We start from the raw sequence: 24,467 nt of genomic DNA, 5'->3' as shown, positions 1-24,467 counted from the left end.
CCCGGCAAAAGGAGCAGCACGTGCCTTCCAGTTCCACCAGCAGCACCAGCGGAGCCGATCTGGGCGGGAGGACAGGCGAAGCTGGACTTGCCCGCTCCGTTCAGCAGAAACCGTTCGCCTGGCTGGTGCTCATCACCTCGGTCATCGGCTGGCTGGGCTCGGCCATCCTGGTCATCGAGCGCCTGAAAGTCTATGCCGACTCCAGCTATATTACGAGCTGCGACATCAGCCCGTGGGTTTCCTGCGGAACCGTCTTCCAGACCTGGCAGGCTTCACTCTTCGGTTTCCCAAATCCGCTGATCGGCATCGTTGCGTTTGCCGTCATGATCACCGTAGCCATGTCCATGCTCGCCGGGGCCCGGTTCAGCCGCTGGTACTGGGCTGCGGTACAGGCCGGCGTCACGCTGGGCATGGTATTCGTGGTCTGGCTGTGGAGCCAGGCACTGTTCGACATCTATGTGCTGTGCATCTACTGCATCGTCGTGTGGACCGCCATGATCCCGCTGTTCGTCTTCACCACCGTGCGCAACCTGGCACATGGAGTCATTCCCGCGCCCGCCGGGATGGTCCGCTTCCTCTCGGAATGGGCATGGGCCATTACGGCGCTGCTGTGGGTCGCAACCGCAGCCTCGATCTTTTTCCGGTTCATGAACGCGTTCCTCGGCAGCTAGCCGGCTCCCGCCGGGACCTTCCTTAGCCCAAGGGCAGGCCCCAGCCGAGTACGACGGGTTCACGCTGCCCATCCCAGGTGCCTACCAGCGACGGCGGCGGCGCAGCCCGGCCACCCAGGTCAAGCACACGGACCAGGGACAGTTCCCAGCCGTCGCGGTGCATCCGGGTGACCGTCCAGCCGGCCGGTTCGCGTTCGGGTGCTTCCACCAGCTCTTCACCGTCGGGCATGCCGCTGGTTTCCAGTTCCATTGACTGCGGCAGCTCGCGCCGCACACCGTCTTCCTCGACGTACAGCGGCGCCTGGCCCACGCCGTCGACCACTGCTGCAGCGAAGGCACTCACGTACACCGGGTCGCCGCAGGCGTCATAGACCCAGCGCCGGCCCAGCACCGAATGTTCCATGGTGCCCACCAGGTAACCGTCCCCGCCCTCCAGCGGTTCGGGGCGGTAGGTCAGCGGAACCTGCAGGGCGCTCTCCCCGCTGCGCACGATATGCGTTTCCATGCCCACCTGACCCTGGGGATCGTCGAAACGGTAGGCTGCCAGCGGTTCTGCGCGGACTCCCGCGGCACCGCTGTGCGGGAACCAGGGGGCCGCTGGAAGCCAGCTGGAGATCAGTTCCATCTTTGTCGGATTCAGCTCTGCCTTGTGGATGAGTGCCATGGCCCCCAGCCTAGCCAGCACGCCCCGAATGTACAGGAGGCCGGCACCCGTGGCGGGTGCCGGCCTCCTGCCTGCATGCGGTGAAGCGGATCGGCTAGTTGCCGAACCAGATCCCGATCTCGCGTTCGGCGGATTCAGCGGAATCGGATCCGTGGACCAGGTTCTGCTGGACCTTGGTGCCCCAGTCGCGGCCGAAGTCGCCGCGGATGGTTCCGGGTGCCGCCGTGGTGGGTTCGGTGGCTCCGGCCAGTGAACGGAAGCCCTCGATGACGCGCTGGCCTTCGAAGACGGCCGCAACAATCGGACCGCTGAGCATGAACTCGACGAGCGGCTCGTAGAACGGCTTACCGACGTGCTCTGCGTAGTGCTCTTCGAGCAGTTCCCGGGTTGCGTCCATCTTCTTCAGTTCGGCCAGGGTGTAACCCTTGGCCTCGATGCGGGCCAGGATGGCGCCGGTCAGGTTCCGCTTGACGCCGTCGGGCTTGATCAGGACGAGAGTGCGCTCGGTGCTCACGCTTGGTTTCTCCTTGGAGGTTGGGGTGGTGCGGTTTCGGCTTTTCCTAAGCCTAGCTGCTGGTTTCGCCGGAATCGGTACCGGCCGGGTTGGCGGCTTCCCACTCTGCCTGTTCCCGGTCGCGCTGGCGGTTTTCCCGGTCCAGGCGGGCACCGGCGCGCAGCCCGTACCACCAGGTTCCGGCGAACAGCGCGCCCACCAGGAACATCATCGGTTCCAGGAAACCGGTGGCAATGATCGCAAGCTGCAGGATCCAGCCGATCCACGGGCCGGCAGGCTTGGACAGGAACGCGCAGGCCGCAACCAGGGCAGCGGCGAGAACGATCCCCCCTACCAGGATGGCCACCGGCGCGACGCGGTCCCGCTGCAGTCCGAAGACTGCCAGGGTGCCGAAAAGGACCACGAAGGCCTCCAGGCTCAGGACGGTGGACGCGAACATCACGCGGATGGACCGGCGCTTCTTGGGCATGCCCGGGCGCCACTCGCGCTGGGCCTTGGTCATTCGTGCCATGTGCTTACTTTCCGAGAAGGGTGCGCGCTTCCGCGACCACGGTGATGGAGCCGATGACCAGGACGCCGCCGGCGAGGTCGTTGTTCTCCTCTGCCTTGGCGACGGCCCACTCGATCGCATCATCGAGGGCCGGCTCCACCTGGATGTCTTCGTCCGCAAAGCCGGCGTCCACCGCGTCCTGCACCAGTTCGTCGGCCGGAATGGCGCGCGGCGAACTGGACTGGGTGAGGCAGATGCCGGTGACAATGTCGCCGAGCACTTCCCGCAGTTCGGACAGGATGCCCACAGCATCCTTCTCCGCCAGGATTCCGGCGACGATCACCAGGGAGGAGAGATTGAAGGATTCGAGCACTGCCTGGGCGCTTGCCCTGGCACCGGCGGGGTTGTGCGCGGCATCCACGATGATGGTCGGCGCCGTGCGGACCACTTCCAGCCGTCCGGGAGAGGTGACGGTCTGGAAACCGGTGCGCAGCAGTTCAGCGTCCAGTTCCTTGGCCCCTCCCCCAATGAAAGCTTCCAAAGCGGCGACGGCGACGGCCGCGTTCTGCGCCTGGTGTTTACCGTGGAGCGGAACCAGCAGGTCCTCGTAGCGTCCGGCGAGTCCGTTTACCGTGACCATCTGCCCGCCGACCGCCATGGTGCGGGATTCAACGCCGAATTCGATGCCTTCGAAGCGGTACGGGACCCCGGCCTCGTTGGCCTTCTCCAGCAGCACCTGCGCGGCTTCCACCGGCTGTGCTGCGCTGATAAGGAACCCGTTTTCCTTGATGATGCCGGCTTTCTCCAGGGCGATGTCAGCGACGTCGTCCCCCAGCAGCTCGGTGTGGTCCAGGGAAATCGGAGTCACCACGGAGACCGTTCCGTCCCCCACGTTGGTGGCATCGGTAATTCCACCCAGGCCGACCTCGATCACGGCAACGTCCACCGGCTCATCCGCGAAGACAGCGAAGGCCAGGATCGTCACGCACTCGAAGTAGGTCAGGCGCGGCTCCCCCGCGGCGTCCAGTTCGGCGTCGACCATTGCCAGGTAGGGGCGGATTTCGTCCCAGATCCGGACAAAGGTCTCATCCGCGACCGGTTCGCCGTCGATGCTGATCCGCTCGGTCACCTTGCTCAGGTGCGGGCTGGTGTAGCGGCCGGTGCGCAGCCCGTAGGCGCGCAGGCCGCCCTCGATCAGCCGCGCCGTCGAGGTTTTGCCGTTGGTTCCGGTGATGTGGATGATCGGGAACGCCTTATTGGGCTCGCCCAGGATTTCCATGGCCCGGAACAGCGGAGCCATGCGCGGTTCCATCTTGTTTTCCGGGGCACGGCTGAGCAGTTCGGCGTACACGCTTTCGACTGAGAAGCCGTCGATGGAGCCTGAGGGGCTGTCTTGGGTGGACATCAGATTTTCTCCACAGTCACGGTGAATGAATCGTTCTTGTCCCCGGAGCCATCGACCACCAGTTCCCCGGTCAGGGTTTCGGCCTTGACCAGGTCTGCGTTGGCTTCCAGCGCTGCCGCGCTCTCCGACGCGGTAACCACCGTGGTGCGGATGCGGTCACTGATGTGCAGATCGGCGTCGCGGCGGGCCTGCTGGATGGCGCGGATGGCATCGCGTGCGGTGCCCTCTGCGGCCAGCTCCGGGGTGACCTCAGTGTTCAGGACCAGGAAGCCGCCGCCGGGCAGGACTGCCACGGCCTTGGAGGACTCTCCTTCGCCGGATTCAACCACGGTCTCCAGGGTGTATTCGTGCGACTCCAGGGCCAGGCCGCCGGCGGTGACCGTTCCGTCTTCAGCCACGGACCAGTCCCCCGACTTGGACGCCTTGATGGCAGTCTGCACGTTCTTGCCCAGCCGCGGACCGGCTGCCCGGGCGTTGACGACGAGCTTCTGCGTGATCCCGAACTCGGCGGGGTCGGCGGAGCCTGCGTCCACGAGGCGCACGGACTTCAGGTTCAGCTCATCGGCGATGATCGCCGCGAAATGCCCTTCGAGTGCCTCGGCATCCGGTGCCACGACGGTCATTTCGGACAGCGGCAGCCGCACCCGGAGGTTGGCGGCCTTGCGCAGCGAGGAACCCACGGATGCGATCTTCCGGGTCAGGTCCATGCGGGCCACCAGGTCCGGATCGCGCGGGAACGCGCCTGCTTCGGGCCAGTCGGTCAGGTGCACCGACCGGCCGCCGGTGAGACCGCGCCAGATCTCCTCGGAAACCAGGGGCAGCAGCGGGGCTGCGACCCGGCAGAGCGCTTCGAGGCAGGTGTAGAGCACATCGAAGGCCTGGGTGTCTTCGTCGAAGAACCGGGTGCGGCTGCGGCGGACGTACCAGTTGGTCAGCGTGTCCATGTAGGCGCGCAGCATCTCGCAGGCGACGGAGACGTCATAGGTGTCCAGCGCCGTCGTCATGTTCCGGATGAGGTCGCCGGTAGCGGCCAGCATGTACGTATCCAGCGGCTCGGTGGACTCGTGGCGCAGGGTGGCCTCGTAGCCGGCACCGTTGTTCGCGGCGTTGGTGTAGAGCGTGAAGAAGTGCCACACGTTCCACAGCGGCAGGATGACCTGCCGGACGCCGTCGCGGATGCCCTGTTCGGTGACGATCAGGTTGCCGCCGCGCAGGATCGGCGAGGCCATCAGGAACCAGCGCATGGCGTCGGAACCGTCGCGGTCCAGGACCTCGGAGACGTCCGGGTAGTTCTGCAGCGACTTGGACATCTTCTGCCCGTCGGAGCCGAGGACGATTCCGTGGCTGATCACGTTGCGGAACGCCGGCCGGTCGAAGAGTGCCGTGGCCAGGATGTGCAGCGTGTAGAACCAGCCGCGGGTCTGGCCGATGTACTCCACGATGAAGTCGCCCGGGTTGTGGTGCTCAAACCAATCGGCGTTCTCATGCGGGTAGTGCACCTGGGCGTAGGGCATCGAGCCGGAATCGAACCAGACATCCAGCACGTCCTCCACACGGCGCATGGTGGACTTGCCGGTGGGATCATCCGGGTTGGGGCGGGTCAGCTCATCGATGAACGGACGGTGCAGGTCCGGCTGGCCTTCCTTGTTCAGCGGCAGGCGGCCGAAGTCGGCTTCCAGTTCCGCGAGGGAACCGTAGACGTCGGTGCGCGGGTAGTTGGGATCGTCCGAGACCCACACCGGGATGGGGCTGCCCCAGTACCGGTTGCGGCTGATGGACCAGTCGCGGGCGTTTTCAAGCCACTTGCCGAACTGGCCGTCCTTGACGTTTTCCGGGATCCAGTTGATCTGCTGGTTCAGCTCGATCATGCGGTCCTTGATCTTGGTGACCTCCACGAACCAGGAGGAGACAGCCTTGTAGATCAGCGGGTTCCGGCAGCGCCAGCAGTGCGGGTAGGAGTGCTCGTAGCTGGCCTGGCGCAGCAGCCGTCCCTCTGCCTTCAGCTCGCGGGTGATCGGCTTGTTCGCGTCGAAGACCTGCAGTCCGGCAATTTCGGACAGCGGCCCCTCACCGAACATGGGCAGGAACTTGCCGCCCTCGTCCACGGACAGGATTACCGGGATGCCGTTGGCTTCGCAGACCTTCTGGTCATCTTCGCCGTAGGCCGGTGCCTGGTGCACAATGCCGGTGCCGTCGGTGGTGGTGACGTAGTCGGCCACGACGAAGCGCCAGGCGTTTTCTGTGCCCCACTTCTCGGCGTCGGCGTAGTAGTCCCAGAGCGGAACGTAGCGCAGGCCTTCAAGTTCCCTGCCCGAATGCACGGAGGTGACGGCGGCGCGGGCGGCATCGGCGTCGTCGTAGCCCAGGTCCTTGGCGTTGGAGGCGACCAGGTCCTCGGCGAGCAGGAAGCGGTCTCCGCCGGCAGCTTCCGGATTCAGCAGGGTCCCGTTGGGGCCGGCGGGCACGACGGCGTAGCGGACCTCAGGTCCGACGGCGAGGGCCATGTTGGTGGGCAGGGTCCACGGCGTGGTGGTCCACGCGACGGCCTTGACGCCTTCAAGTTCGGCGGAGAGCACGTTGTCTCCGGCGATGACCGGGAAAGTCACGGTGACCGTCTGGTCCTGGCGCATCTTGTAGACGTCGTCGTCCATGCGCAGCTCGTGGTTGGAGAGCGGGGTTTCGTCCTTCCAGCAGTACGGGAGCACCCGGAAGCCGCTGTAGGTCAGGCCCTTCTCATGCAGGGTCTTGAAGGCCCAGATGACCGACTCCATGTACTCAACGTTCAGAGTCTTGTAGTCGTTTTCGAAGTCCACCCAGCGGGCCTGGCGGGTGACGTAGTCCTGCCACTCACCGGCGTACTTCATGACCGAGGCGCGGCAGGCATCGTTGAACTTGTCGATGCCCATCTTCTCGATCTGGACCTTGTCGCTCATGCCGAGCTGCTTCATGGCCTCGAGCTCGGCGGGCAGGCCGTGGGTGTCCCAGCCGAAGCGGCGCTCAACGCGGTGTCCGCGCTGGGTCTGGTAGCGGGCCACCAGGTCCTTGACGTAGCCGGTGAGGAGGTGGCCGTAGTGCGGCAGGCCGTTGGCGAAGGGCGGGCCGTCGTAGAAGACGAACTCGTTGGAGCCGTCCTGCCCGGCGGGCCGCGAATCGATGGAGGCCTGGAAGGTGCCGTCCTCATCCCAGTACTTCAGGACCCGTTCTTCGATCTCGGGGAACCTGGGTGAGGAGGCTGCTGCTTCGGCGGAATCGCCCGTGGAGGCCTTGGGGTAGATCTGTGGCATGTTCGTCATCCTGGTAGCGGCAAGTGAATCTGGCTGTAAATACAGGATGCAAGGGCGAACTTCCCTGACCGGCGTGAACGCCGGAGTCAAGCCGCGGTACCACCTCGCTTGCCGCCGTCGTACGCCCTGGACCGGGTGCGCGACGGCTGCCGCTCATTGACTGCTGTGACGGGCTTACCCGTCCGGTTCTACTGGGCGCCCTTAGCTGGTGCACCGTTCTTCCGGAAGCTCACCGGTGATGGCCGGGTCAAAGCTGCTTGAGCCAGTTTAGGCCACGGCCGGGGCGGATGTCGAAGCCCCGGCCGGCGGGTGCCCGGCTGACGCTGCTGATCAGGGTAAATCAGCCGAATCTACCTCAGCTTTCCGGCGTTCCGGCCACCGCGGCTGCTCCGGGGCCTACTTTTGGTAGAGCGGGCCAGAGCTGATCCAGCCCCGCAGTTCCGGGCTCATCCATGGGCCTCGAGGACGCGTCAGCCCTTGAGCGGTTCGCCAACCGAAAGGAACCGTCATGACAGAAGCCCCTGCCCCTCGTGACGCTATCGCGCTTGCCGCCGACATCCGCTCCGGGGCCGCCGATCCCGCCGAGGTCCTTGAACAGTCGATCAGCCGCATCAAAGAGCTCAACCCCGCACTCAACGCCGTGGTCGCCACCCGCTTTGACGAGGCACGGGCCGAGGTCGAGGCAGGCCTGCCGGACGGGCCGCTGCGGGGAGTGCCGATCCTGATCAAGATCCTCGGCACGGATGTCAAAGGACTGCCCGCCACGGACGGATCAAGGCTGTTTACGGACGTGATCGCTACCGTCGACAGCACCGTTGTGCAGCGCTACAAGGCCGCGGGCATGGTGGTGGTGGGTATGACCAACGCGCCGGAGTTCGGCAAAACCACCACCACCGAGCCGCTCCTGTACGGCCCGTGCCACAACCCCTGGAACACCGAGTACTCCACGGGCGGCTCCAGCGGCGGTTCGGCGGCGTCCGCGGGACCGACGGCGGCGGGTCCATCCGGATTCCTTCCGCCATGTGCGGGCTGGTGGGCCTCAAGCCGAGCCGTGGCCGGGTGCCTGCCTGGCCGAATCCCATCGCGCTGGCCTCACCCGTGACCTACCACCATGCCCTGACGACCACGGTTCGTGACAGCGCCGCCCTGCTCGACGCCGTCGCCGGCCACCATCCGGGCGATTCCTTCGGCGCGCCCACCCCTCTACGCCCGTTCCTGGAGGAGGTGGGCGCCGACGCCGGCCGCCTGCGGATCGGGCTGATCCGGATCGCCCCGGGCCCGTTCCCCGCCGACGCCGCCTGCACAGCCGCCGTCGACCATGCTGCCGCACTGCTGAGAGACCTGGGGCACGAGGTGCGCGAGGTCCACCTGGGCCTGGACATGATGGAGGTGCTCGCGGCAGGCGGAACCATCATGGCCGCAGAAACGTAGGCGCAGATCAACGACCGCCTCGCCGCGCTGGGGCGGGGACTGGCCTAGGACGACATCGAGCCGTGGACCCGGGCAACTTTGGACAGCGCCGCGAACAACAGAGCCTCCGACCTCGCCAAGGCTCTGCAGACGGCGCAGCGCACCGGCTGGCGGGTCGCCGAGCAGTTCGGGCCCGGCGGCGTGGACGTGATCCTGCTGCCCACCCGCGCCCAGACCACGCGGAAGCTGGGTTATCTGGACGTAAAGGACCCGGAGACGATGGGGCCTCGGACCTCGCGCTTTGCGGTCTGCACCAACATGTTCAACCTCTCGGGGCAGCCTGCCATCTCGCTTCCAATCGGTACCGATGACAACGGAATGCCCGTGGGTGTGCAGCTGATGGCCGACCTTGCGCGTGAGGATCTGTTGCTGCGGCTGGCGGGCCAGCTCGAGGCCTCAGCGCCGTGGCAGCGGGTAGCCACCGGTTACCAGGGCTGGTGACAGGCGCGGTGCTGGCTGGCCTCTGCCGGGCGGCGCTCTAGCGGCGGATCACCTTGTGCTGCGCTGCCTGCGCCACGGGACGGATGACAACCTGGTCCAGGTTGACGTGATGCGGGGCGTTCAGGGCGTAGGCCATAACGTCCGCCACGTCGTCGGCGGTCAGAGGCTTTTCGACGCCGGCGTAGATCTTTTCTGCCGCGGCGGCGTCGCCGAGCCGGTTCAGGGAGAACTCCTCCGTCTTGACCATGCCCGGCAGGATCTCGATGACCCGCACGTTGTGTTCGGCTTCTTCGAGGCGCAGTGCCTGGGTCATGGCTTCCTCGCCAGCCTTCGCGGCGCAGTAGCCGGCTCCGCCTTCGTACGCTGCGAGCGCCGCAGTCGAGGTCAGCATCAGGATGGACCCCTCACCGTTTTCCCGCAGTGCGGGCAGAAAGGCCTGCGTGACGTTGAGCGCTCCGAGCACGTTGACGTTGTACATCCGTACCCAGTCCTCGGGGTTTCCGGTTGCCACCGCATCCATGCCGAACGCGCCGCCGGCGTTATTCACGATGGCGTCCACTCCCCCGTCGGCCAGCACCTCCCGCGCCATGGCGTCCACTGACTGGCGGTCGGTGACGTCGCAGGCGATGATCCGGGCGCCGGTTTCCTCCGCGAGCGCCTGCAGCCGGTCTTCCCGGCGGGCTACGGCGACTACGTCCCAGCCCGTCTTCCGCAGGGCGCGGACCGCTGCCGCACCGATTCCCGAGCTTGCTCCGGTCACAACTACGCGCTTATTCGTCATGACCGCTACCCTAGCGAACTGCTCCCCGGTGGCCGGGCTGCGCGTCGTGCTGTGTCGCTGCGGCGACGGCAACCGCCCTTCCCACATTTGGTGGCCCGAGTGACGGATGAGGTCCCATTGGTTGCCACCCGTCACTGTCCATGGGAAGGGCGGCAGGTTTCGGCCTCGGCTTACCCAGGAACGTCACCATGAACAACCGTGCACGGATCGGATGGGCTGACTCTGCCCCATTCGGTACGATCGGCCGTAGAGTCGATCGTCGGCGGTCCAGTCGTCGAGGCTCACTCTCAGGCCGGAGGATATTCTCCGGGATGCGCAGACCGCGTCATAACAGCCGGCGGGCTCCGTGCCTTCGTGAAGGCGGTCAGCGGGTCCCTAAACCAGGCAGAGCTCCGCCGGGTATTCGCTTCCTGTGAACGGGAGCAGGTGAACGCCGTGCTCGCAGGGCTGGCCGGATACTTTCTCGACAGCGCGCGGAAGCCCCCACCACCCGGGCTGCCCACCCTGCGTGCTTTCCAACAGGCAGAAGGAACCGTCTGTCTGTCTTGGCTCCATGAGCGGCTGGAATCAGCGCCAGGTTAGGAACAGCCGTGCACTGCTTCAGCTGTTTCCGAGTTGCCGGGCACTCCTCCACAGGCGCAGCGGGCAAGCCGGCTGTCCCCTGAGCGAACCGTTACAGGACCAGCTTCTGGCCCGCGCGTTGACGCTGGCAGGGTGGACCCGATCGAGGCGTTCTGCAGAGCTCACCACGGGCTGCTTAGCCGCAGTGCCCTAGAGGCGAACGGGTTCAGCCGGGCACAGCTAGAAGCAGCTGAGCGCCGCGGCGTAGTGCAGCACAAGCTGCCGGGCTACTACGGGTTGCCTGATTGCCGGGAGGAACTGGTGCTGGCCGCATCCCTGGGATCGTCGCTCACCTGCGCTTCTGCGGCGGAGATTAGAGGCTGGTGGGTCCTGGAGAGACCGAAGCCTGTACATGTTCGTGCAGACAGGTCCCTCCAGCATCCCGGCATTAGCCTGCACCGGGGCGGCAGAACGAAGGGGCGGCTCATCGCAGCCCCAGCCGAGGTCGTGCGCGACGCATTCCGGTGCCTGCCACCACTGCAGGCCCTGGTCATCGCGGAATCCGCTGTGGCACACAATGCCGTCTCGGCACGGACCCTCCAGCAGGCTTTGAGCCGGACCCGGGATTGGCAGGCCCAGAGGTTGCTGGAGGGAATAGGCAGGCCCAAGGCATCGCCGCTGGAAGTCTGCGCCCGCTACCACCTGATGGCCGCAGGACTGGAAATCCAGGAGGAAGTGCTGGTGCCGGGCGTAGGCCGGGTGGACTTTCTGGTCGCCGGGCGGCTCATCGTAGAGATCGACGGCTACGAGTTCCACAGCAGCCGGAAGCACTACCGTCAGGACCGGGCCCGCTGGAACGCCGCAACCGCACAGGGATACCAGACCCTGCGCATCACGGCCGAGCTGCTACTCGGCAATCCTGAACGGTTCGTCCGGCTGGTGAAGGAGTCCCTGGCGGACACCAGCCGTTGATGTCAGGTGCCCGGGCGTGTCGGCCTGTCGGGGCATGTGCACGTACAGGTGCCGGCAGTCGATCAGGCCGGTGCCGGGGCGTGGAGCCCGCCTTCGGACCAGCGTTCCGCAGACCCAGACCTGTCCGGCCGCCTACCCCCTGCCGAGACGCCGGAATGAGATGCGCAGCCCTTTGGGCAGTCCGTTCTGCCTACGCGCGCACCGCCCTTCCCACGTCATGTGACAGGAGTCAAGCCGTGTGACCTCACAGGCCTCACCCGACCCAGTTTGTGGGAACCGTGGTTCGTCGGCGAGTGCCCGCCGGGTGGACGGGCGGCCCACAGCTCGGCACCCCACCTCCATCCGGCAAGAAAGCCGGAAAGCCCCACGGACCCGCCCGCAGGTGTCCTCCGGGCGGGACGTTATGCCAAGCTGGAAGCATGCCGCGCGCCGACCGAATCCCAGCATGGGTCCGACGCACGGGCATTGAAGTGGCCGGCTGGACCCTCATTGTGCTCGGAGTGGCTGGCCTGGTGCTGCCGGGGCCGGGTCTGCTGCTGCTCGTAGCCGGCCTGGCGATCCTCTCCCTGCGGTACGACTGGGCCGACCGCTGGCTGCACCCGGTAAAAGTCCAGGCCTACCGCGCGGCCGAGCAGGGCGTGCAGTCCTGGATCCGGATCGCCATCGCGCTCACCAGCGCTCTGACCCTGATCGCCGCCGGCATTACCTGGGGCCTGTGGCGGACGGTTCCGACGTGGTGGCCGCTCGAGGAGGACTGGTGGCTTCCAGGTGGATGGACCACCGGCAGCGCGCTTATCCTCTCCGGCTGCATTGCCATCGCCCTGATCGTCTACAGCTACGTGAAGTTCCGGCCCAGCAGATAATCCCGCAGCACCACGGCCTCGTTCTCCTGCTCGTTCCGGGCGCCGAAGAGCAGCACCGTGTCCGGCCGGGCCGCGCACTGGGCAGCGAAGTCCGCCACGGCCCCGTTGTCTTTCAGCTCACGGATGTAGCGCTCGGTGAAGCCTTCCCAGCGTTCCGGCCGGTGGCCGAACCACTGGCGCAGTTCGGTACTGGGCGCCGCTTCCTTGAACCATTCATCCAGCTCAGCACGCGCTTTGGACACCCCACGGGGCCAGAGCCTGTCCACCAGCACCCGGAAGCCGCCGTCGGGCGCTTCATAGATTCGCCGAACACGGATCTGGGACGCATCGATTCCAGCCATGTACCGGATGCTAGGCGCCGGCGGCCGCCCCCGGAAGAGACCGGCTGCCAGTGGCGTCCGCCGGCCGCGACACAGATGACGGCGGTACCGGCACCCGTGGGAGAATGGCAGCATGGCTGACAATATCCCGGGCACAGACACGCCCGCTGCGACCGTTTCCGTTCCTGACAAACCTGCCCTCGAAGGGCTGGAAGAGACCCTGAGCCGCCGCTGGCGCGAAGAAGGCACGTACGCCTTCAATGCCGACACGGCCCGGGACGAGGTCTACTCGATCGACACTCCTCCGCCGACCGCTTCGGGCTCCCTGCACGTAGGACACATGTTCTCCTACACGCAGACCGACGTCCTGGCCCGCTACCAGCGGATGAAGGGGAAGAACGTCTTCTACCCCATGGGATGGGACGACAACGGACTGCCCACTGAGCGCCGCGTCCAGAACTACTACGGCGTGCGCTGCGACCCCACCAAGCCGTACGATCCGGACTACCAGCCGCCGGCAACGGCCCCGAAGAACCAGCGCGACTTCGACGTCATTTCCCGCCGCAACTTCATTGAGCTCTGCGAAGAACTGGCTGTGGAGGATGAGAAGGTCTTCGAGAACCTTTTCAGCACCCTCGGCCTGTCTGTCGACTGGACCCGCACCTACCGGACCATTGACGACCATTCCCGCGCCGTCAGCCAGCGCGCGTTCCTGGAGAACCTGAAGGCCGGCGATGCCTACATGGCCGAAGCACCGACCCTCTGGGACGTCACGTTCCGCACCGCCGTTGCCCAGGCCGAGCTTGAAGACCGCGAGCAGCCCGGCGCCTACCACCGGATCAGCTTCCACGCGCCCGACGGCGAGAAGGTCTTCATCGAGACCACCCGCCCGGAGCTCCTCCCGGCCTGCGTGGCACTGGTGGCACACCCCGACGACGAGCGCTACCAGCGCCTGTTCGGCACCACCGTGAAGTCCCCGCTCTTCGACGTCGAGGTCGAGGTCAAGGCGCACCCGCTGGCCAAGCCGGACAAGGGCTCGGGCATCGCGATGATCTGCACCTTCGGCGACCTGACCGACGTCACCTGGTGGCGCGAGCTGAACCTGCCCACCCGTGCCGTGATCGGCCGCGACGGCCGCATCCTCGCGGACACCCCGGAATGGATCACGACGCCGGCCGCGCAGGAAAACTATGCCGCCGTTGCCGGCAAAACCGTCTTCAGTGCCAAGGAAGCCGTCGTGGAACTGCTCCGCGAAAGCGGCGACCTGGACGGCGAGCCGAAGAAGATCACCCACCCGGTGAACTTCTTCGAGAAGGGCGACAAGCCGCTTGAGGTTGTCACCAGCCGCCAGTGGTACATCCGCAACGGCGGCCGCGACGCCGAACGCCGCGAACGCCTGATTGCCCGCGGCAGGGAAATCGACTTCCACCCGGCGTTTATGCGCTCCCGCTACGAGAACTGGATCGAAGGCCTCAACGGCGACTGGCTGGTTTCCCGCCAGCGCTTCTTCGGCGTTCCGGTTCCGGTCTGGTACCCGCTGGACGCGTCCGGCAACCCGGACTACGACAACCCGATCCTGCCGGCTTTCGAGTCGCTTCCGGCCGATCCGGCCGCTGATCCGGCTCCGGGTTACGAGGAGTCCCAGCGCAACCAGCCCGGCGGCTTCATCGGCGACGCCGACGTGCTCGACACCTGGGCCACCTCCTCCCTGACTCCGCAGATCGTTGGCGGCTGGGGCGTGGATGAAGACCTGTTCTCCAAGGTGTTCCCGTTCGACCTGCGCCCGCAGGGCCACGACATCATCCGGACCTGGCTATTCTCCTCCGTAGTCCGTGCCGACGCGCTGCAGCATGCTGCTCCGTGGAAGCATGCGGCAATCTCCGGCTGGATCCTGGACCCGGACCGGAAGAAGATGTCCAAGTCCAAGGGCAACGTAGTGGTCCCCACCGATGTGCTGAACGAGTACGGGTCCGACGCCGTCCGCTACTGGGCTGCCTCAGCCCGCCTGGGCGCGGACACCGCCTACGAAATCGCGCAGATGAAGATTGGCCGCCGCCTGGCGATCAAGCTGCTCAATGCCTCCAAGTTCGTCCTGAACCTGGGCGCTACCGAAGCCAACGTCGTCGGCACGGATACCTCGGCGATCACCAACCCGCTGGACCAGTCGCTGCTGGTACAGCTGGTAGACGTGGTCAACAACGCCACCAAGGCGTTCGAGAGCTACGACTATGCCCGGGCACTGCAGATCACCGAGTCCTTCTTCTGGTCCTTCACGGACGACTACGTGGAGCTGATCAAGGACCGCGCCTACGGTGCTGCGGGCGAGGCCGAGCAGGCTTCGGTGCTGGCGACCCTGGCCACCACCCTGGATTCGCTGCTTCGCCTGTTCGCACCGTTCCTGCCCTTCGCGACGGAAGAGGTCTGGAGCTGGTGGCGTGCCGGATCCGTGCACCGCGCTTCGTGGCCGGCCGTTGACGGCCTGGCAGCGGGCGTCTCCGGTGCCGATGCCGCAATCCTGGGAACCGTCGCCCAGGCGCTGGGCGGCATCCGCAAGGCCAAGTCCGAGGCCAAGGTCAAACAGCGCACCGAGGTGCTCAACGCTTCCGTGACTGCACCCGCAGCCCAGGTGGAACGCCTGCGCGCCGGCCTGCCGGACCTGCTGGCAGCGGGCAACGTGCGGAACCTTGAACTGGTGGCCGGCGACGGCGAGCTGACCGTCAGCGGCGTCGAGCTGGCTCCCGCGGAGTAATCAGCAGCGGCATAAAAAGTGCCCGTCCGGAATCATCCGGACGGGCACTTTTTCGTTGCCTGTGCTTAGTCGAACTGCGGGTTCTCGGTACGGCTGCGCTTAATCTCGAAGAAGTACGGGTTCGAAGCCAGCGCGAGGGCACCGTCGAACATTTTGCCGGCTTCCTCGCCGCGCGGAATCCGCGTGAGCACCGGGCCGAAGAAAGCGGTGCCGTTGAAAGCGACGACGGGAGTGCCGACGTCGTCCCCCACCTTGTCGATGGCTTCTTGGTGGGAGGCACGCAGCTGGGTATCGAACTTATCCGTGGCAGCGACGTCTGCGAGTTCCGCCGGCAGTCCCGCCTCAGCGAGGGACTCGGCGATGACGGCGTCGTAATCCTTCATTCCCTGGACGTGGATCCGGGTGCCCATCGCGTCATAGAGCTTCTTGATGTTCTCCGGGCCGTGCAGTTCCGCTGCAGCGATGATCACGCGGACGGGTCCCCATGCCTTGTCGATCCGGGCGCGGTAGTCCTCAGGAAGGTCACGGCCTTCGTTGAGCACGGCAAGGCTCATGACGTGCCATTCGGTGCGGACGTCGCGGACCTTTTCGACTTCCCCCATCCAGCGCGAGGTGACCCAGGCGAACGGGCAGGTGGGATCGAACCAGAAATCGGCAACAGCAGTGTTTTCGGGCACAGGCTTACTCCTCGTCAAGAATATTGTGCGGTCGGGATCAGATCCCGTTAGCGGCAGCGCGAAATCAGGCTGACTTATTCCGCCGCTTGGCGATTACGTCATGGGAGATCAGGGTCGGTTCGGCCTTCTCGGTGACGGCTTCCCTGGTGATCACGACTCGGGCGACGTCCTCGCGGCTGGGAAGGTCGAACATGACCGGCAGCAGCACTTCTTCGAGGATGGCACGCAGCCCGCGTGCCCCGGTGCCGCGGCCCAGCGCCTGGTCCGCGATCGCGTCCAGTGCCTCGGGCTCAAAGACCAGTTCGACGCCGTCGAGCTGGAACATCTTCTGGAACTGCTTGACCAGAGCGTTCTTCGGCTCCGTAAGGATCTGGATCAGGGCCTTGCGGTCCAGGTTGGAAACCGTGGTGATGACCGGCAGACGGCCGATGAACTCAGGGATCAGGCCGAACTTCAGCAGGTCCTCGGGCATGACGTCAGCGTAGGAATCAGTGTCCTTGCTGGTTTCGTTCAGCGGAGCACCGAAACCGATGCCCTTGCGGCCCGAACGCGACCCGATGATCTCCTCGAGCCCGGCGAAGGCGCCGGCCACGATGAACAGCACGTTGGTGGTGTCGATCTGGATGAACTCCTGGTGGGGGTGCTTCCGCCCGCCCTGCGGCGGCACGGAGGCAACCGTGCCTTCCAGGATTTTCAGCAGGGCCTGCTGCACGCCCTCGCCCGACACATCGCGCGTAATGGAAGGGTTCTCGCTCTTGCGGGAGATCTTGTCGATCTCGTCAATGTAGATGATGCCCTGTTCGGCCTTCTTGACGTCGTAGTCAGCGGCCTGGATGAGCTTCAGGAGGATGTTCTCCACATCCTCTCCCACGTACCCGGCCTCGGTAAGGGCCGTGGCATCGGCGACGGCGAACGGTACGTTCAGCCGGCGTGCCAGGGTCTGCGCCAGGTAGGTCTTGCCGCAGCCGGTGGGGCCGATCAGCAGGATGTTGGATTTGCCGATCTCCACGTCCTCGGTGCCGACGGCGTCGCTGAGGTTCGCCGTACCGCGGGTGGCATGGCCGGACTGGATGCGCTTGTAGTGGTTGTAGACGGCGACGGCGAGGGAGCGCTTGGCTGGCTCCTGGCCAATGACGTATTCCTGCAGCGAATCGAAGATCTCACGCGGCTTGGGAAGGACGAAGGAGTCGCCCTCAGTGGTCTCGGAGAGCTCTTCTTCGATGATTTCGTTGCAGAGCTCAATGCACTCGTCGCAGATGTAGACGCCGGGACCGGCGATCAGCTTGCGCACCTGCTTCTGGCTCTTTCCGCAGAAAGAGCACTTAAGCAGATCTGTGCTCTCACCAATGCGAGCCATAATTCAGTCCCCTTTAGATGGTCCTCGGCGGCGGTCGCCGTGCCGAAGAAAAAACGTGCCGTAAGGAAAACCATGCCAGTCAACCATGTTCCACTCTAGGACACTTGGGTGAGGTAATCAGCAATTACGGGCCCGTGGTGCGCCTTTTTACCCGCCCGCACGTCCGGCCCGCCCGGAGAAACAGCAGCCGTCCCCGCCCAGCGAAGGACGGGGACGGCTGCGAAGTGCCCCTGCTAGCTCTTGTTGATAGCCGGGGTCTTGATCTTGCGGGAGTCAAGGACCTGGTCAATCAGGCCGTATTCCAGCGCGGAAGCGGCCGTGAGGATCTTGTCGCGCTCGATGTCCCGGTTGACTTCCTCAGACGTCTTGTTCGAGTGCAGGGCCAGAGTGTCCTCCAGCCAGGTACGCATCCGCATGACCTCTGCGGCCTGGATTTCGAGGTCCGACGCCTGTCCGCGCTCTCCGCCGCCGAGTGCAGGCTGGTGGATCAGCACGCGGGCGTTCGGCAGCGCCAGGCGCTTGCCGGGGGTGCCGGCGGCCAGAAGCACGGCAGCCGCGCTGGCAGCCTGGCCCAGGCAGACGGTCTGGATTTCGGGGCGGATGTACTGCATGGTGTCGTAAATCGCCGTCATGGCAGTGAACGAACCGCCGGGAGAGTTGATGTACAGGGTGATGTCGCGGTCCGGGTCAGTGGACTCAAGGACCAGCAACTGGGCCATGATGTCATCTGCGGAGGCGTCGTCCACCTGCACGCCCAGGAAGATGATGCGGTCCTCGAACAGCTTGGTATAGGGGTCCTGGCGCTTGAAGCCGTACGGCGTGCGCTCTTCGAACTGGGGCAGTACGTAGCGGCTGGACGGCATCTGGGATGCCGTGCTGCCCGGGGTTCCGAAATTGTGGTTCATTGCTTTACTCCTGAAGTCTGTGGTGCGCTGGCCGGCCGAAAGCTGGACTATTCCTGCTCGCCGTCCTGGTCGTGGTTGGTTCCGCCGCCACCGGTGACGCCGCCGGCGTGAGCGGAGATCTTGTCGAAGAAGCCGTAGGCGAGGCCTTCTTCTGCGGTGAACCACTTGTCGCGGTCGTTGTCCTTCAGGATCTGCTCCACGGTCTGTCCGGTCTGCTCAGCAGTGAGCTCGGCCATGACCTGCTTCATGTGCAGGATCAGCTCAGCCTGGATCCGGATGTCCGACGCGGTGCCGCCGATGCCGCCGGAGGGCTGGTGCATCAGGATGCGTGCATGCGGGGTGGCGTAGCGCTTGCCCTTGGTCCCCGAGGACAGCAGGAACTGGCCCATGGAAGCGGCCAGGCCGGTGGCGACGGTAACGACGTCGTTCGGGATGAACTGCATGGTGTCGTAGATCGCCATGCCGGCGGTCACGGAGCCGCCGGGAGAGTTGATGTAAAGGAAGATGTCCTTCTCCGGATCCTCGGCGGAGAGGAGGAGCAGCTGGGAGCAGATTGCGTTGGCGTTGTCGTCCCGGACTTCCGAGCCGAGCCAGATGATCCGTTCCTTCAGCAGCCGGTTGTAGATGTAGTCATCCCGGCTGGCCGGGTCCACAGTAGCCATAGTGGGTGTGCTGGGTGCATTTGCCATACTGAGTGACCTCTCGCTCTGGCGGAAAGGGTCCGGTTAGGTGCCTTTGATGCACCGCTCCAGCTCCCGCCGTTTATCTCTTCTTGGACACTAACCTTTCCTGCAGTCCTTTTGCTCCCGTTACGCGCGCTGTTCGCTGACGGCGCACGTTGCCGGCGTTCAGGGAATGGCCGCAGGAATCGGCCCCGGACCGGGGCTTAAACACAGAGGAAGCACTGCAGCGTGCTGCAGTGCTTCCTCTTGCTGCTGCACCGGGGATGCGGCGCAGCTAAGGACTAAGCCTTCTCTTCGCCGGCTTCTTCAGCGGCCTCAGGAGCTGCTTCTTCGCCTTCGGGGCGAACGAAAGCGGTCAGGTCAACCTCGGCACCGGTGGTGTCGGTGACCTTAGCCAGCTCGAGGACCTTGGCGAGGGCCTTGCGGCGGCGCACTTCGCCAACCATCATCGGAACCTGGCCGCCCTGGTCGATCAGCTGGGCGAACTGGTTCGGATCCATGCCGTACTGGCCGGCCATGGAAACGATGTAGTCGATGAGTTCGTTCTGGTTAACGCCGACTTCTTCCTTGTCAGCGACTGCGTCCAGGATGATCTCGTTCTTGAACGCCTGTTCGGTGTTCTCACGGATTTCTGCGCGGTGCTCTTCGGTGTCGTGGTCTTCACCGGCGGTGTGAGCCGACTCGGAGTTGAAGTGCTGGTCCAGCTGCTCTTCAATGACGGATTCCGGAACCGGTACCTCGATCATTTCGAGGAGCTTCTCAAGGACCTTGTCGCGGGCTTCGACGCCCTGCTCCATGACCTTTGCTTCAGCGGCACGCTTCGCGAGGTCTTCGCGCAGTTCAGCGATGGTGTCGAATTCGCTGGCCAGCTGGGCGAAGTCATCGTTGGCTTCGGGAAGCTCGCGCTCCTTGACGGCCTTCACGGTGACGGTAACCTCGGCGTCGGCACCTGCGTGCTCGCCGCCGGCCAGCTTCGTGGTGAAGGTGGCGGACTCGTCGGTGGACAGGCCGGTTACGGCTTCGTCCATGCCCTCGAGCATGGTTCCGGCGCCTACCTGGTAGGACAGGTCCGAGGCCGAGTCGACTTCTTCGCCGTCAACCTTGGCAACCAGGTCCATGGTGAGGAAATCGTTTTCTGCGGCAGGGCGGTCAACGCTCTTCAGCGTGCCGAAGCGGCCGCGCAGTTCGTCCATGGCCTTTTCGACGTCGGCGTCGCCGGCTTCGGCGGGCTCAACGGTGACCTCGATGCCGGCGTAGTCCGGGAGCTCGATCTCGGGGCGGATGTCCAGCTCAACGTTGAAGACCAGCTGGCCTTCGTCGGAGGTGGGGTCCGGAACTTCGCTGATCTCGACCTCGGGGCGGCTCAGCGGACGGATGCCGGTTTCCTGGACTGCTGCCTGGTAGAAACCGTTCAGGCCGTCATTGATGGCGGTTTCGAGGACGTAGCCGCGGCCAACGCGCTGATCGATGAGCTTGTTGGGGACCTTGCCCTTGCGGAAGCCCGGGACCTGCACCTGGGTGGCGATGGTCTTGTAGGCCTCGTCGATGCTCGGCTTCAATTCCTCAAGCGGAACTTCTACGTTGAGCTTTACCCGCGTGGGTGTGAGGTTTTCTACAGCGCTCTTCACAGCGTTAGTTCTCCTGAGGGTTCTGGGGTTGGTCTGCACCGTCGTTTATACAGAGTCGGGGTGACAGGATTTGAACCTGCGACTTCCTGCTCCCAAAGCAGGCGCTCTTCCAAGCTGAGCTACACCCCGTCAGTGCACCTGACAGCCTACCGGCATTGACTTCCACATGCACAATTCCGAGGCGCCCAGCCCCTCCGTAGCTCCTGATGGGCGAAGGGAAGCCGCCGATTATTCATCCGCCAAATTACCGTGCTAAGGTAAAACCTGCCTTACGGCGCCGGGGATGTAGCTCAATGGTAGAGCCTCAGTCTTCCAAACTGATTACGCGGGTTCGATTCCCGTCATCCCCTCCACGGATTTTATCTAAGAAGGCCCCCGTTCCTGCAGCTTGAAACCTACGTTTCGGCTGCGGGAACGGGGGCCTTTTTGCTGTCCCTTAGCCGGCCTGGCAGGACGGACACCAGTACAGTTTCCGGGCTGCCATCTCGGTGAGCGCGATTTCGGTGCCGCAGATCCGGCAGGGCAGGCCCTGCCGTTTGTAGACGTAGTGTGCTTCGGAAGCGGGTACCGGCTCGGTGCGCACGGAACGGTGTTCCGGCAGAGTCGTCACTATGCGGCCTTCAGCGACGCCGTCGGCCATGACGGACACGACGTCGTCCCATAGCGCCCGCGCCTGGTCGGGCTGCAGCGCCCTGCCGGTAGCCCAGGGAGAGATCCGCTGACGGAAGAGCACCTCCGCCCGATAGACGTTGCCCACGCCTGCGAGGACTTCCTGGTTCATCAGCAGCGCGGCAACCGGCGAGCCGCGGCTTGTCAGCCGCTGGACGAAGTCTTCTGCTCCGTCCCCTGCCTGCTGCAGCGGATCCGGACCCAGCCGTGCGAGCACCGCCCTGCGTTCTGCATCCGTGATGACTTCACAAGCCGTTGGGCCACGCAGGTCCGCCCAGCCATGCGGCGAAACCAGCCGAACCCGTACCGCGCCCCTGGGCGGCGGAGGACCGGTGTAAGTGCCGGCGCCGGCGTCGTCAGGGGCTTCCTGCTCCCCCACCCGGCGAGGCGCGCCGATGCTGGAGGCACCGCGGAAGGTTTCGTCGCCGCCGAAATCGAAGGCACCGTAAAGTCCCAAGTGGATCCGCAGGAACAACTCGTTGTCGAACTCCAGGAAGAGCTGCTTGCCGTGGGCCTGCGCCCCGGTCAGGACGTGGCCGTCCAGCTGCGCGGCGCCGGCCGCAAACCGGCCCTGGGGGCTGGAAACCGCCAACGCCTGCTCGGCAAACACCGAGGTGAACTGCCGGGCAAGGCGGTGGATTGAATGCCCTTCAGGCATTAGCCGGCCGCGATGGAGCCATTGGCTTCATATTCGGCAATCTGGGCGATCCGGCGGACATGGCGTTCCGCATTGCTGAACGGCTCGCTAAGGAAGGCGTCGATGATCTCTGTCGCTTCGGCGAGAGAATGCTGCCGGCCCCCGACGGCGACCACGTTGGCATCGTTGTGCTGGCGGGCAAGCCGTGCGGTGTCCAGGTTCCAGGCCAGGGCGGCGCGGATGCCCCGGACCTTGTTGGCCGCGATCTGTTCGCCGTTGCCGGAGCCGCCCAGGACGATGCCCAGGGCATCGGTGCCGGTTTCCTGGTCAGCGACGACTGCCTTGGCTGCGTCGATGCAGAACCCGGGGTAGTCATCTTCGGCGTCGTACGCCTTGGGTCCGTGGTCCACTACGTCGTACCCGGCTGCTGCGAGGTGTTCCTGCAGGTGGGCGCTGAGTTCAAGTCCGGCGTGGTCTGTGGCGATGTGGACGCGCATGATTTCCGTTCATCAGTAATTGGATGGTTCTGTTGCCAGCACCAGCTTAACTTTTTTGGCGCTCCAGCCTCCAAACGTGTAACGCTGTGCGCAAGTCTGCCGATAGCAGGGAGTGCAAGTGGTTTCGCTGGGAACGGGCCTCGTCCGTCGGCAGGTCCGGCATTGGAGGGTTCCCGGCGGAACCACGCCCACTGCCCCGCGCCGTTTAGCTATGCAAGGATCCACCATTGAAAACCGGAAAACTCGCCCTTCTTGCAACCCTGACGGCGGCGCTTGCCTTCGGCGGGATCTCCCCGGTGGGTGCAGTCAGCACTGCGCCTCCAAACCCTGTCACTGAAGAAACCGTGCAGGCTCCGCAGGTCCTTCCCCCGGTTTCCGGAGAGGAGCTGTCAACAGCGGAACTCCCCGCTCCTGTTCCCACCGAATCCGTACCGTCGCCCACCACAAGCGCACCTGGTGCGCCTTCACCCGACGGCACTGAGTCTCTCGAGGCGCTTGAGGAATCAGATGCGGAAGACGACGGCTATGAATACGTTCCTGTTGGCGAGGGGCACGTCGTTCCTGGACCCGAGACTCCGCTCATTACGGAGGCGGACGGCAGTATCCGGTCAGCGGTGGACACTGAGCACGAATACGTGGAGCCGATGCTGGCTCGGGGAGGCGCCGCGAGTATGCTCGGAGCGCCTTCGAGGGCCGGGAACATCAAGGTGACCCTGGTCCGGGCCACCGTGCAGGGCAACGGCAGCCTTGTCGACCTGGGCGCGGCACGAAATTCGATATACAGCGCCAACACTTACTGGCGCACAATGTCCGACAACCGGCTGTCCATGTCCATTGCTTCCGAGCGCGTCCATTACAGCACTTCTGCGCACGCACTCGATGACTACGCAACCATGATGAACAAGATCGCCAAAGAACTGAGATGGGTGGACAACCCCTACACGGCACTCGTGGTCTTTGTGCCGACTGCTGATCTCCGGTCCGGTGGCTACGGCGGGATCCTGGGCGGCGGCTGGACCGTTGGAGGTACGGCTGGACGCATCCTGATGCCCGCACCGTCATCCTTCACCAATAATGTCGTTACCCACGAAGTCGGACACGTGCTGGGACTGCTTCACGCGAACAGTCTCCAGTGTTCGAACGGACGCGCAGACGTAGGGACCGGCGCCAATGGCCGCTGGACCGACGGCGCGTGCAGCAGCCGCGAATATGGCGACACAACTGATCTCATGGGATCAGCTCAGTACAACCAACCGGTGATCAACTCCTATTTCTGGGATGCCGGCAGCTTCGGGCGGGGTAATGAAATCACAGATGCGGGCAGAGCCGGTACGCCAAGGACCTTCACTCTCCGTCCGTGGGGCGGCACTGCGGCCAACCGCGCCGTCAAGTTCACAGATCCCCAGTCGGGGGAAGTGTATTATATAGAGCTGCGTCAGCCCGCGGGATACGACCAGCACCTGCAATGGGGACCGTCCGGAAACCGCGGCATAAAGATCGTCAAAGCTGACAAGGCAAATTCCTGGGCTGTGAACTCCCTGATCATTCCGCCTTCCACCCGGCCATTCGCCGGGTACTACAACAGCAACCACACATGGCAGGCTGGGCAGACGTTTACGACCTATACCGGCACAACGGTAAAAATCAACTCAGTCACTGCATCTTCCGCCTCCGTCACACTCAGCTCATGGGTCGAGGCCGCGGTTGCTCCCATTGCTGCCGTCCGGGCCGCCTATCCCGAGTTGGGCAGTGCTTCTTCGGCCGTAACTGTTATCTCTTCGCCGAGAGGCGCCTACCGCAACTTTGAGAGAGGAGCCGTCCTTTGGTCCCAGTCCACCGGCGCGAAGGCCTCGCCTAACGGACCCATCAGGGATGCGTATCGCAGTGCAGGCTTTGAGGCTGGAACACTTGGCTATCCGACTTCCGACGAAGTCACTATCCCTGGCGGCAAGTACCAGAACTACCAAGGCGGAGCCATCCTCTGGTCCAAAACCACCGGAGCACAAATCTCCCCCACAGGCCCCATCCGCACCGCCTACCAGAAACAAGGCTTCGAAAACGGCCCCCTGGGCTTCCCCACCAGCGGCGAAGTCACTATCCCCGGCGGCAAGTACCAGAACTACCAAGGCGGAGCCATCCTCTGGTCCAAAACCACCGGAGCACAAATCTCCCCCACAGGCCCCATCCGCACCGCCTACCAGAAACAAGGCTTCGAAAACGGCCCCCTGG

21 protein-coding genes, 2 tRNA genes and 1 pseudogene are annotated in these 24,467 nt (G+C 64.8%); 9 read left to right on the top strand and 15 right to left on the bottom strand.

Annotation, left to right across the window (positions count from 1 at the left end):
* The first annotated feature begins 20 nt into the window (after positions 1-20).
* A complete protein-coding gene (locus NGB94_RS02035) occupies positions 21-671 on the top strand; it encodes a vitamin K epoxide reductase family protein (protein ID WP_418910591.1) in 651 nt (216 codons plus the stop codon).
* A gap of 22 nt (positions 672-693) precedes the next feature.
* Here the strand turns inward: NGB94_RS02035 and NGB94_RS02030 are convergent, their stop codons facing one another.
* The 5 genes from NGB94_RS02030 to ileS all read right to left on the bottom strand — a co-directional run bounded on the left by NGB94_RS02030 (position 694) and on the right by ileS (position 7,037).
* Positions 694-1,335 (bottom strand): CG0192-related protein, encoded by a 642-nt coding sequence (locus NGB94_RS02030; RefSeq protein WP_325788723.1) that lies wholly within the window; start codon positions 1,333-1,335, stop codon positions 694-696.
* Between the two features lie 94 nt (positions 1,336-1,429).
* A complete protein-coding gene (ndk, locus tag NGB94_RS02025; protein ID WP_325788721.1) occupies positions 1,430-1,849 on the bottom strand; it encodes a nucleoside-diphosphate kinase in 420 nt (139 codons plus the stop codon).
* Positions 1,850-1,901: 52 nt separating this feature from the next.
* Positions 1,902-2,360, bottom strand: coding sequence for a DUF4233 domain-containing protein (locus NGB94_RS02020; RefSeq protein ID WP_325788720.1), 459 nt, complete (start codon positions 2,358-2,360; stop codon positions 1,902-1,904).
* 4 nt (positions 2,361-2,364) lie between these two features.
* Positions 2,365-3,744: a folylpolyglutamate synthase/dihydrofolate synthase family protein gene (locus tag NGB94_RS02015; protein ID WP_325788719.1), complete on the bottom strand. Its 1,380-nt coding sequence runs from the start codon at positions 3,742-3,744 to the stop codon at positions 2,365-2,367.
* Positions 3,744-7,037, bottom strand: coding sequence for an isoleucine--tRNA ligase (ileS, locus tag NGB94_RS02010; protein WP_325788718.1), 3,294 nt, complete (start codon positions 7,035-7,037; stop codon positions 3,744-3,746). The genes NGB94_RS02015 and ileS overlap by 1 nt, the downstream gene beginning before the upstream one ends.
* A 499-nt stretch (positions 7,038-7,536) precedes the next feature.
* On the opposite strand from ileS, the gene NGB94_RS02005 reads away from it, so the two are divergent.
* The 3 genes from NGB94_RS02005 to NGB94_RS01995 all read left to right on the top strand — a co-directional run bounded on the left by NGB94_RS02005 (position 7,537) and on the right by NGB94_RS01995 (position 8,939).
* Entirely contained in the window at positions 7,537-8,130 is a 594-nt protein-coding gene (locus NGB94_RS02005) for an amidase family protein (protein WP_325788716.1), read from the top strand.
* Complete coding sequence (locus tag NGB94_RS02000; RefSeq protein WP_325788714.1) at positions 8,049-8,459, top strand: amidase family protein; 411 nt, start codon at positions 8,049-8,051, stop codon at positions 8,457-8,459. Before NGB94_RS02005 ends, NGB94_RS02000 begins: the two co-directional genes overlap by 82 nt.
* Before the next feature lie 78 nt (positions 8,460-8,537).
* Positions 8,538-8,939: an amidase family protein gene (locus NGB94_RS01995; protein ID WP_325788712.1), complete on the top strand. Its 402-nt coding sequence runs from the start codon at positions 8,538-8,540 to the stop codon at positions 8,937-8,939.
* Positions 8,940-8,976: 37 nt separating this feature from the next.
* Here the strand turns inward: NGB94_RS01995 and NGB94_RS01990 are convergent, their stop codons facing one another.
* On the bottom strand, positions 8,977-9,720 hold the full coding sequence (locus tag NGB94_RS01990) for an SDR family oxidoreductase (protein ID WP_325788710.1): 744 nt from the start codon (positions 9,718-9,720) through the stop codon (positions 8,977-8,979).
* A gap of 1,128 nt (positions 9,721-10,848) precedes the next feature.
* On the opposite strand from NGB94_RS01990, the gene NGB94_RS01985 reads away from it, so the two are divergent.
* Both NGB94_RS01985 and NGB94_RS01980 read left to right on the top strand, forming a co-directional pair.
* Positions 10,849-11,253 carry an endonuclease domain-containing protein gene (locus tag NGB94_RS01985; protein ID WP_325788708.1) on the top strand — a complete coding sequence of 135 codons (405 nt, stop codon included), beginning with the start codon at positions 10,849-10,851 and terminating at the stop codon, positions 11,251-11,253.
* A 419-nt stretch (positions 11,254-11,672) separates the two neighbouring features.
* On the top strand, positions 11,673-12,116 hold the full coding sequence (locus NGB94_RS01980) for a PGPGW domain-containing protein (RefSeq protein ID WP_325788707.1): 444 nt from the start codon (positions 11,673-11,675) through the stop codon (positions 12,114-12,116).
* Here the strand turns inward: NGB94_RS01980 and NGB94_RS01975 are convergent.
* Positions 12,089-12,457: a DUF488 domain-containing protein gene (locus tag NGB94_RS01975; protein ID WP_325788706.1), complete on the bottom strand. Its 369-nt coding sequence runs from the start codon at positions 12,455-12,457 to the stop codon at positions 12,089-12,091. The genes NGB94_RS01980 and NGB94_RS01975 overlap by 28 nt on opposite strands.
* Before the next feature lie 112 nt (positions 12,458-12,569).
* Here NGB94_RS01975 and valS point away from each other — a divergent pair, with 112 nt between their 5' ends.
* Positions 12,570-15,185, top strand: a complete 2,616-nt coding sequence (gene valS, locus NGB94_RS01970) for a valine--tRNA ligase (protein ID WP_325788705.1) — start codon at positions 12,570-12,572, stop codon at positions 15,183-15,185.
* A gap of 65 nt (positions 15,186-15,250) precedes the next feature.
* On the opposite strand, the gene NGB94_RS01965 is transcribed toward valS, so the two are convergent.
* From NGB94_RS01965 to NGB94_RS01940, 6 genes are all read right to left on the bottom strand, one after another.
* Complete coding sequence (locus NGB94_RS01965; protein WP_325788703.1) at positions 15,251-15,862, bottom strand: disulfide bond formation protein DsbA; 612 nt, start codon at positions 15,860-15,862, stop codon at positions 15,251-15,253.
* A gap of 64 nt (positions 15,863-15,926) precedes the next feature.
* Positions 15,927-17,219, bottom strand: a complete 1,293-nt coding sequence (clpX, locus tag NGB94_RS01960) for an ATP-dependent Clp protease ATP-binding subunit ClpX (protein ID WP_325788701.1) — start codon at positions 17,217-17,219, stop codon at positions 15,927-15,929.
* Between the two features lie 233 nt (positions 17,220-17,452).
* On the bottom strand, positions 17,453-18,124 hold the full coding sequence (locus NGB94_RS01955; RefSeq protein WP_325788699.1) for an ATP-dependent Clp protease proteolytic subunit: 672 nt from the start codon (positions 18,122-18,124) through the stop codon (positions 17,453-17,455).
* 47 nt (positions 18,125-18,171) lie between these two features.
* On the bottom strand, positions 18,172-18,786 hold the full coding sequence (locus NGB94_RS01950; RefSeq protein WP_325789105.1) for an ATP-dependent Clp protease proteolytic subunit: 615 nt from the start codon (positions 18,784-18,786) through the stop codon (positions 18,172-18,174).
* Positions 18,787-19,088: 302 nt separating this feature from the next.
* On the bottom strand, positions 19,089-20,435 hold the full coding sequence (gene tig, locus NGB94_RS01945; protein WP_325788697.1) for a trigger factor: 1,347 nt from the start codon (positions 20,433-20,435) through the stop codon (positions 19,089-19,091).
* A 55-nt stretch (positions 20,436-20,490) separates the two neighbouring features.
* A tRNA-Pro gene (locus tag NGB94_RS01940) sits at positions 20,491-20,564 on the bottom strand.
* Between the two features lie 150 nt (positions 20,565-20,714).
* Here NGB94_RS01940 and NGB94_RS01935 point away from each other — a divergent pair.
* Positions 20,715-20,788, top strand: a tRNA-Gly gene (locus NGB94_RS01935).
* An 83-nt stretch (positions 20,789-20,871) separates the two neighbouring features.
* On the opposite strand, the gene NGB94_RS01930 is transcribed toward NGB94_RS01935, so the two are convergent.
* Both NGB94_RS01930 and NGB94_RS01925 read right to left on the bottom strand, forming a co-directional pair.
* A complete protein-coding gene (locus tag NGB94_RS01930; RefSeq protein ID WP_325788695.1) occupies positions 20,872-21,762 on the bottom strand; it encodes an Fpg/Nei family DNA glycosylase in 891 nt (296 codons plus the stop codon).
* Positions 21,762-22,238 (bottom strand): ribose-5-phosphate isomerase, encoded by a 477-nt coding sequence (locus NGB94_RS01925; RefSeq protein ID WP_325788693.1) that lies wholly within the window; start codon positions 22,236-22,238, stop codon positions 21,762-21,764. Before NGB94_RS01925 ends, NGB94_RS01930 begins: the two co-directional genes overlap by 1 nt.
* Positions 22,239-22,945: 707 nt before the next feature.
* Between NGB94_RS01925 and NGB94_RS01920 the strand changes: the two are divergent.
* Positions 22,946-24,467 (top strand): annotated as a pseudogene (locus tag NGB94_RS01920) (zinc-dependent metalloprotease family protein); the annotation flags it as partial.

The organism is Arthrobacter koreensis (assembly GCF_035792275.1).
Lineage (GTDB): Bacteria > Actinomycetota > Actinomycetes > Actinomycetales > Micrococcaceae > Arthrobacter_B > Arthrobacter_B koreensis_A.
Note: the sequence above shows the minus strand (reverse complement) of the source record. Positions and strands in the feature narration are given on the sequence as shown.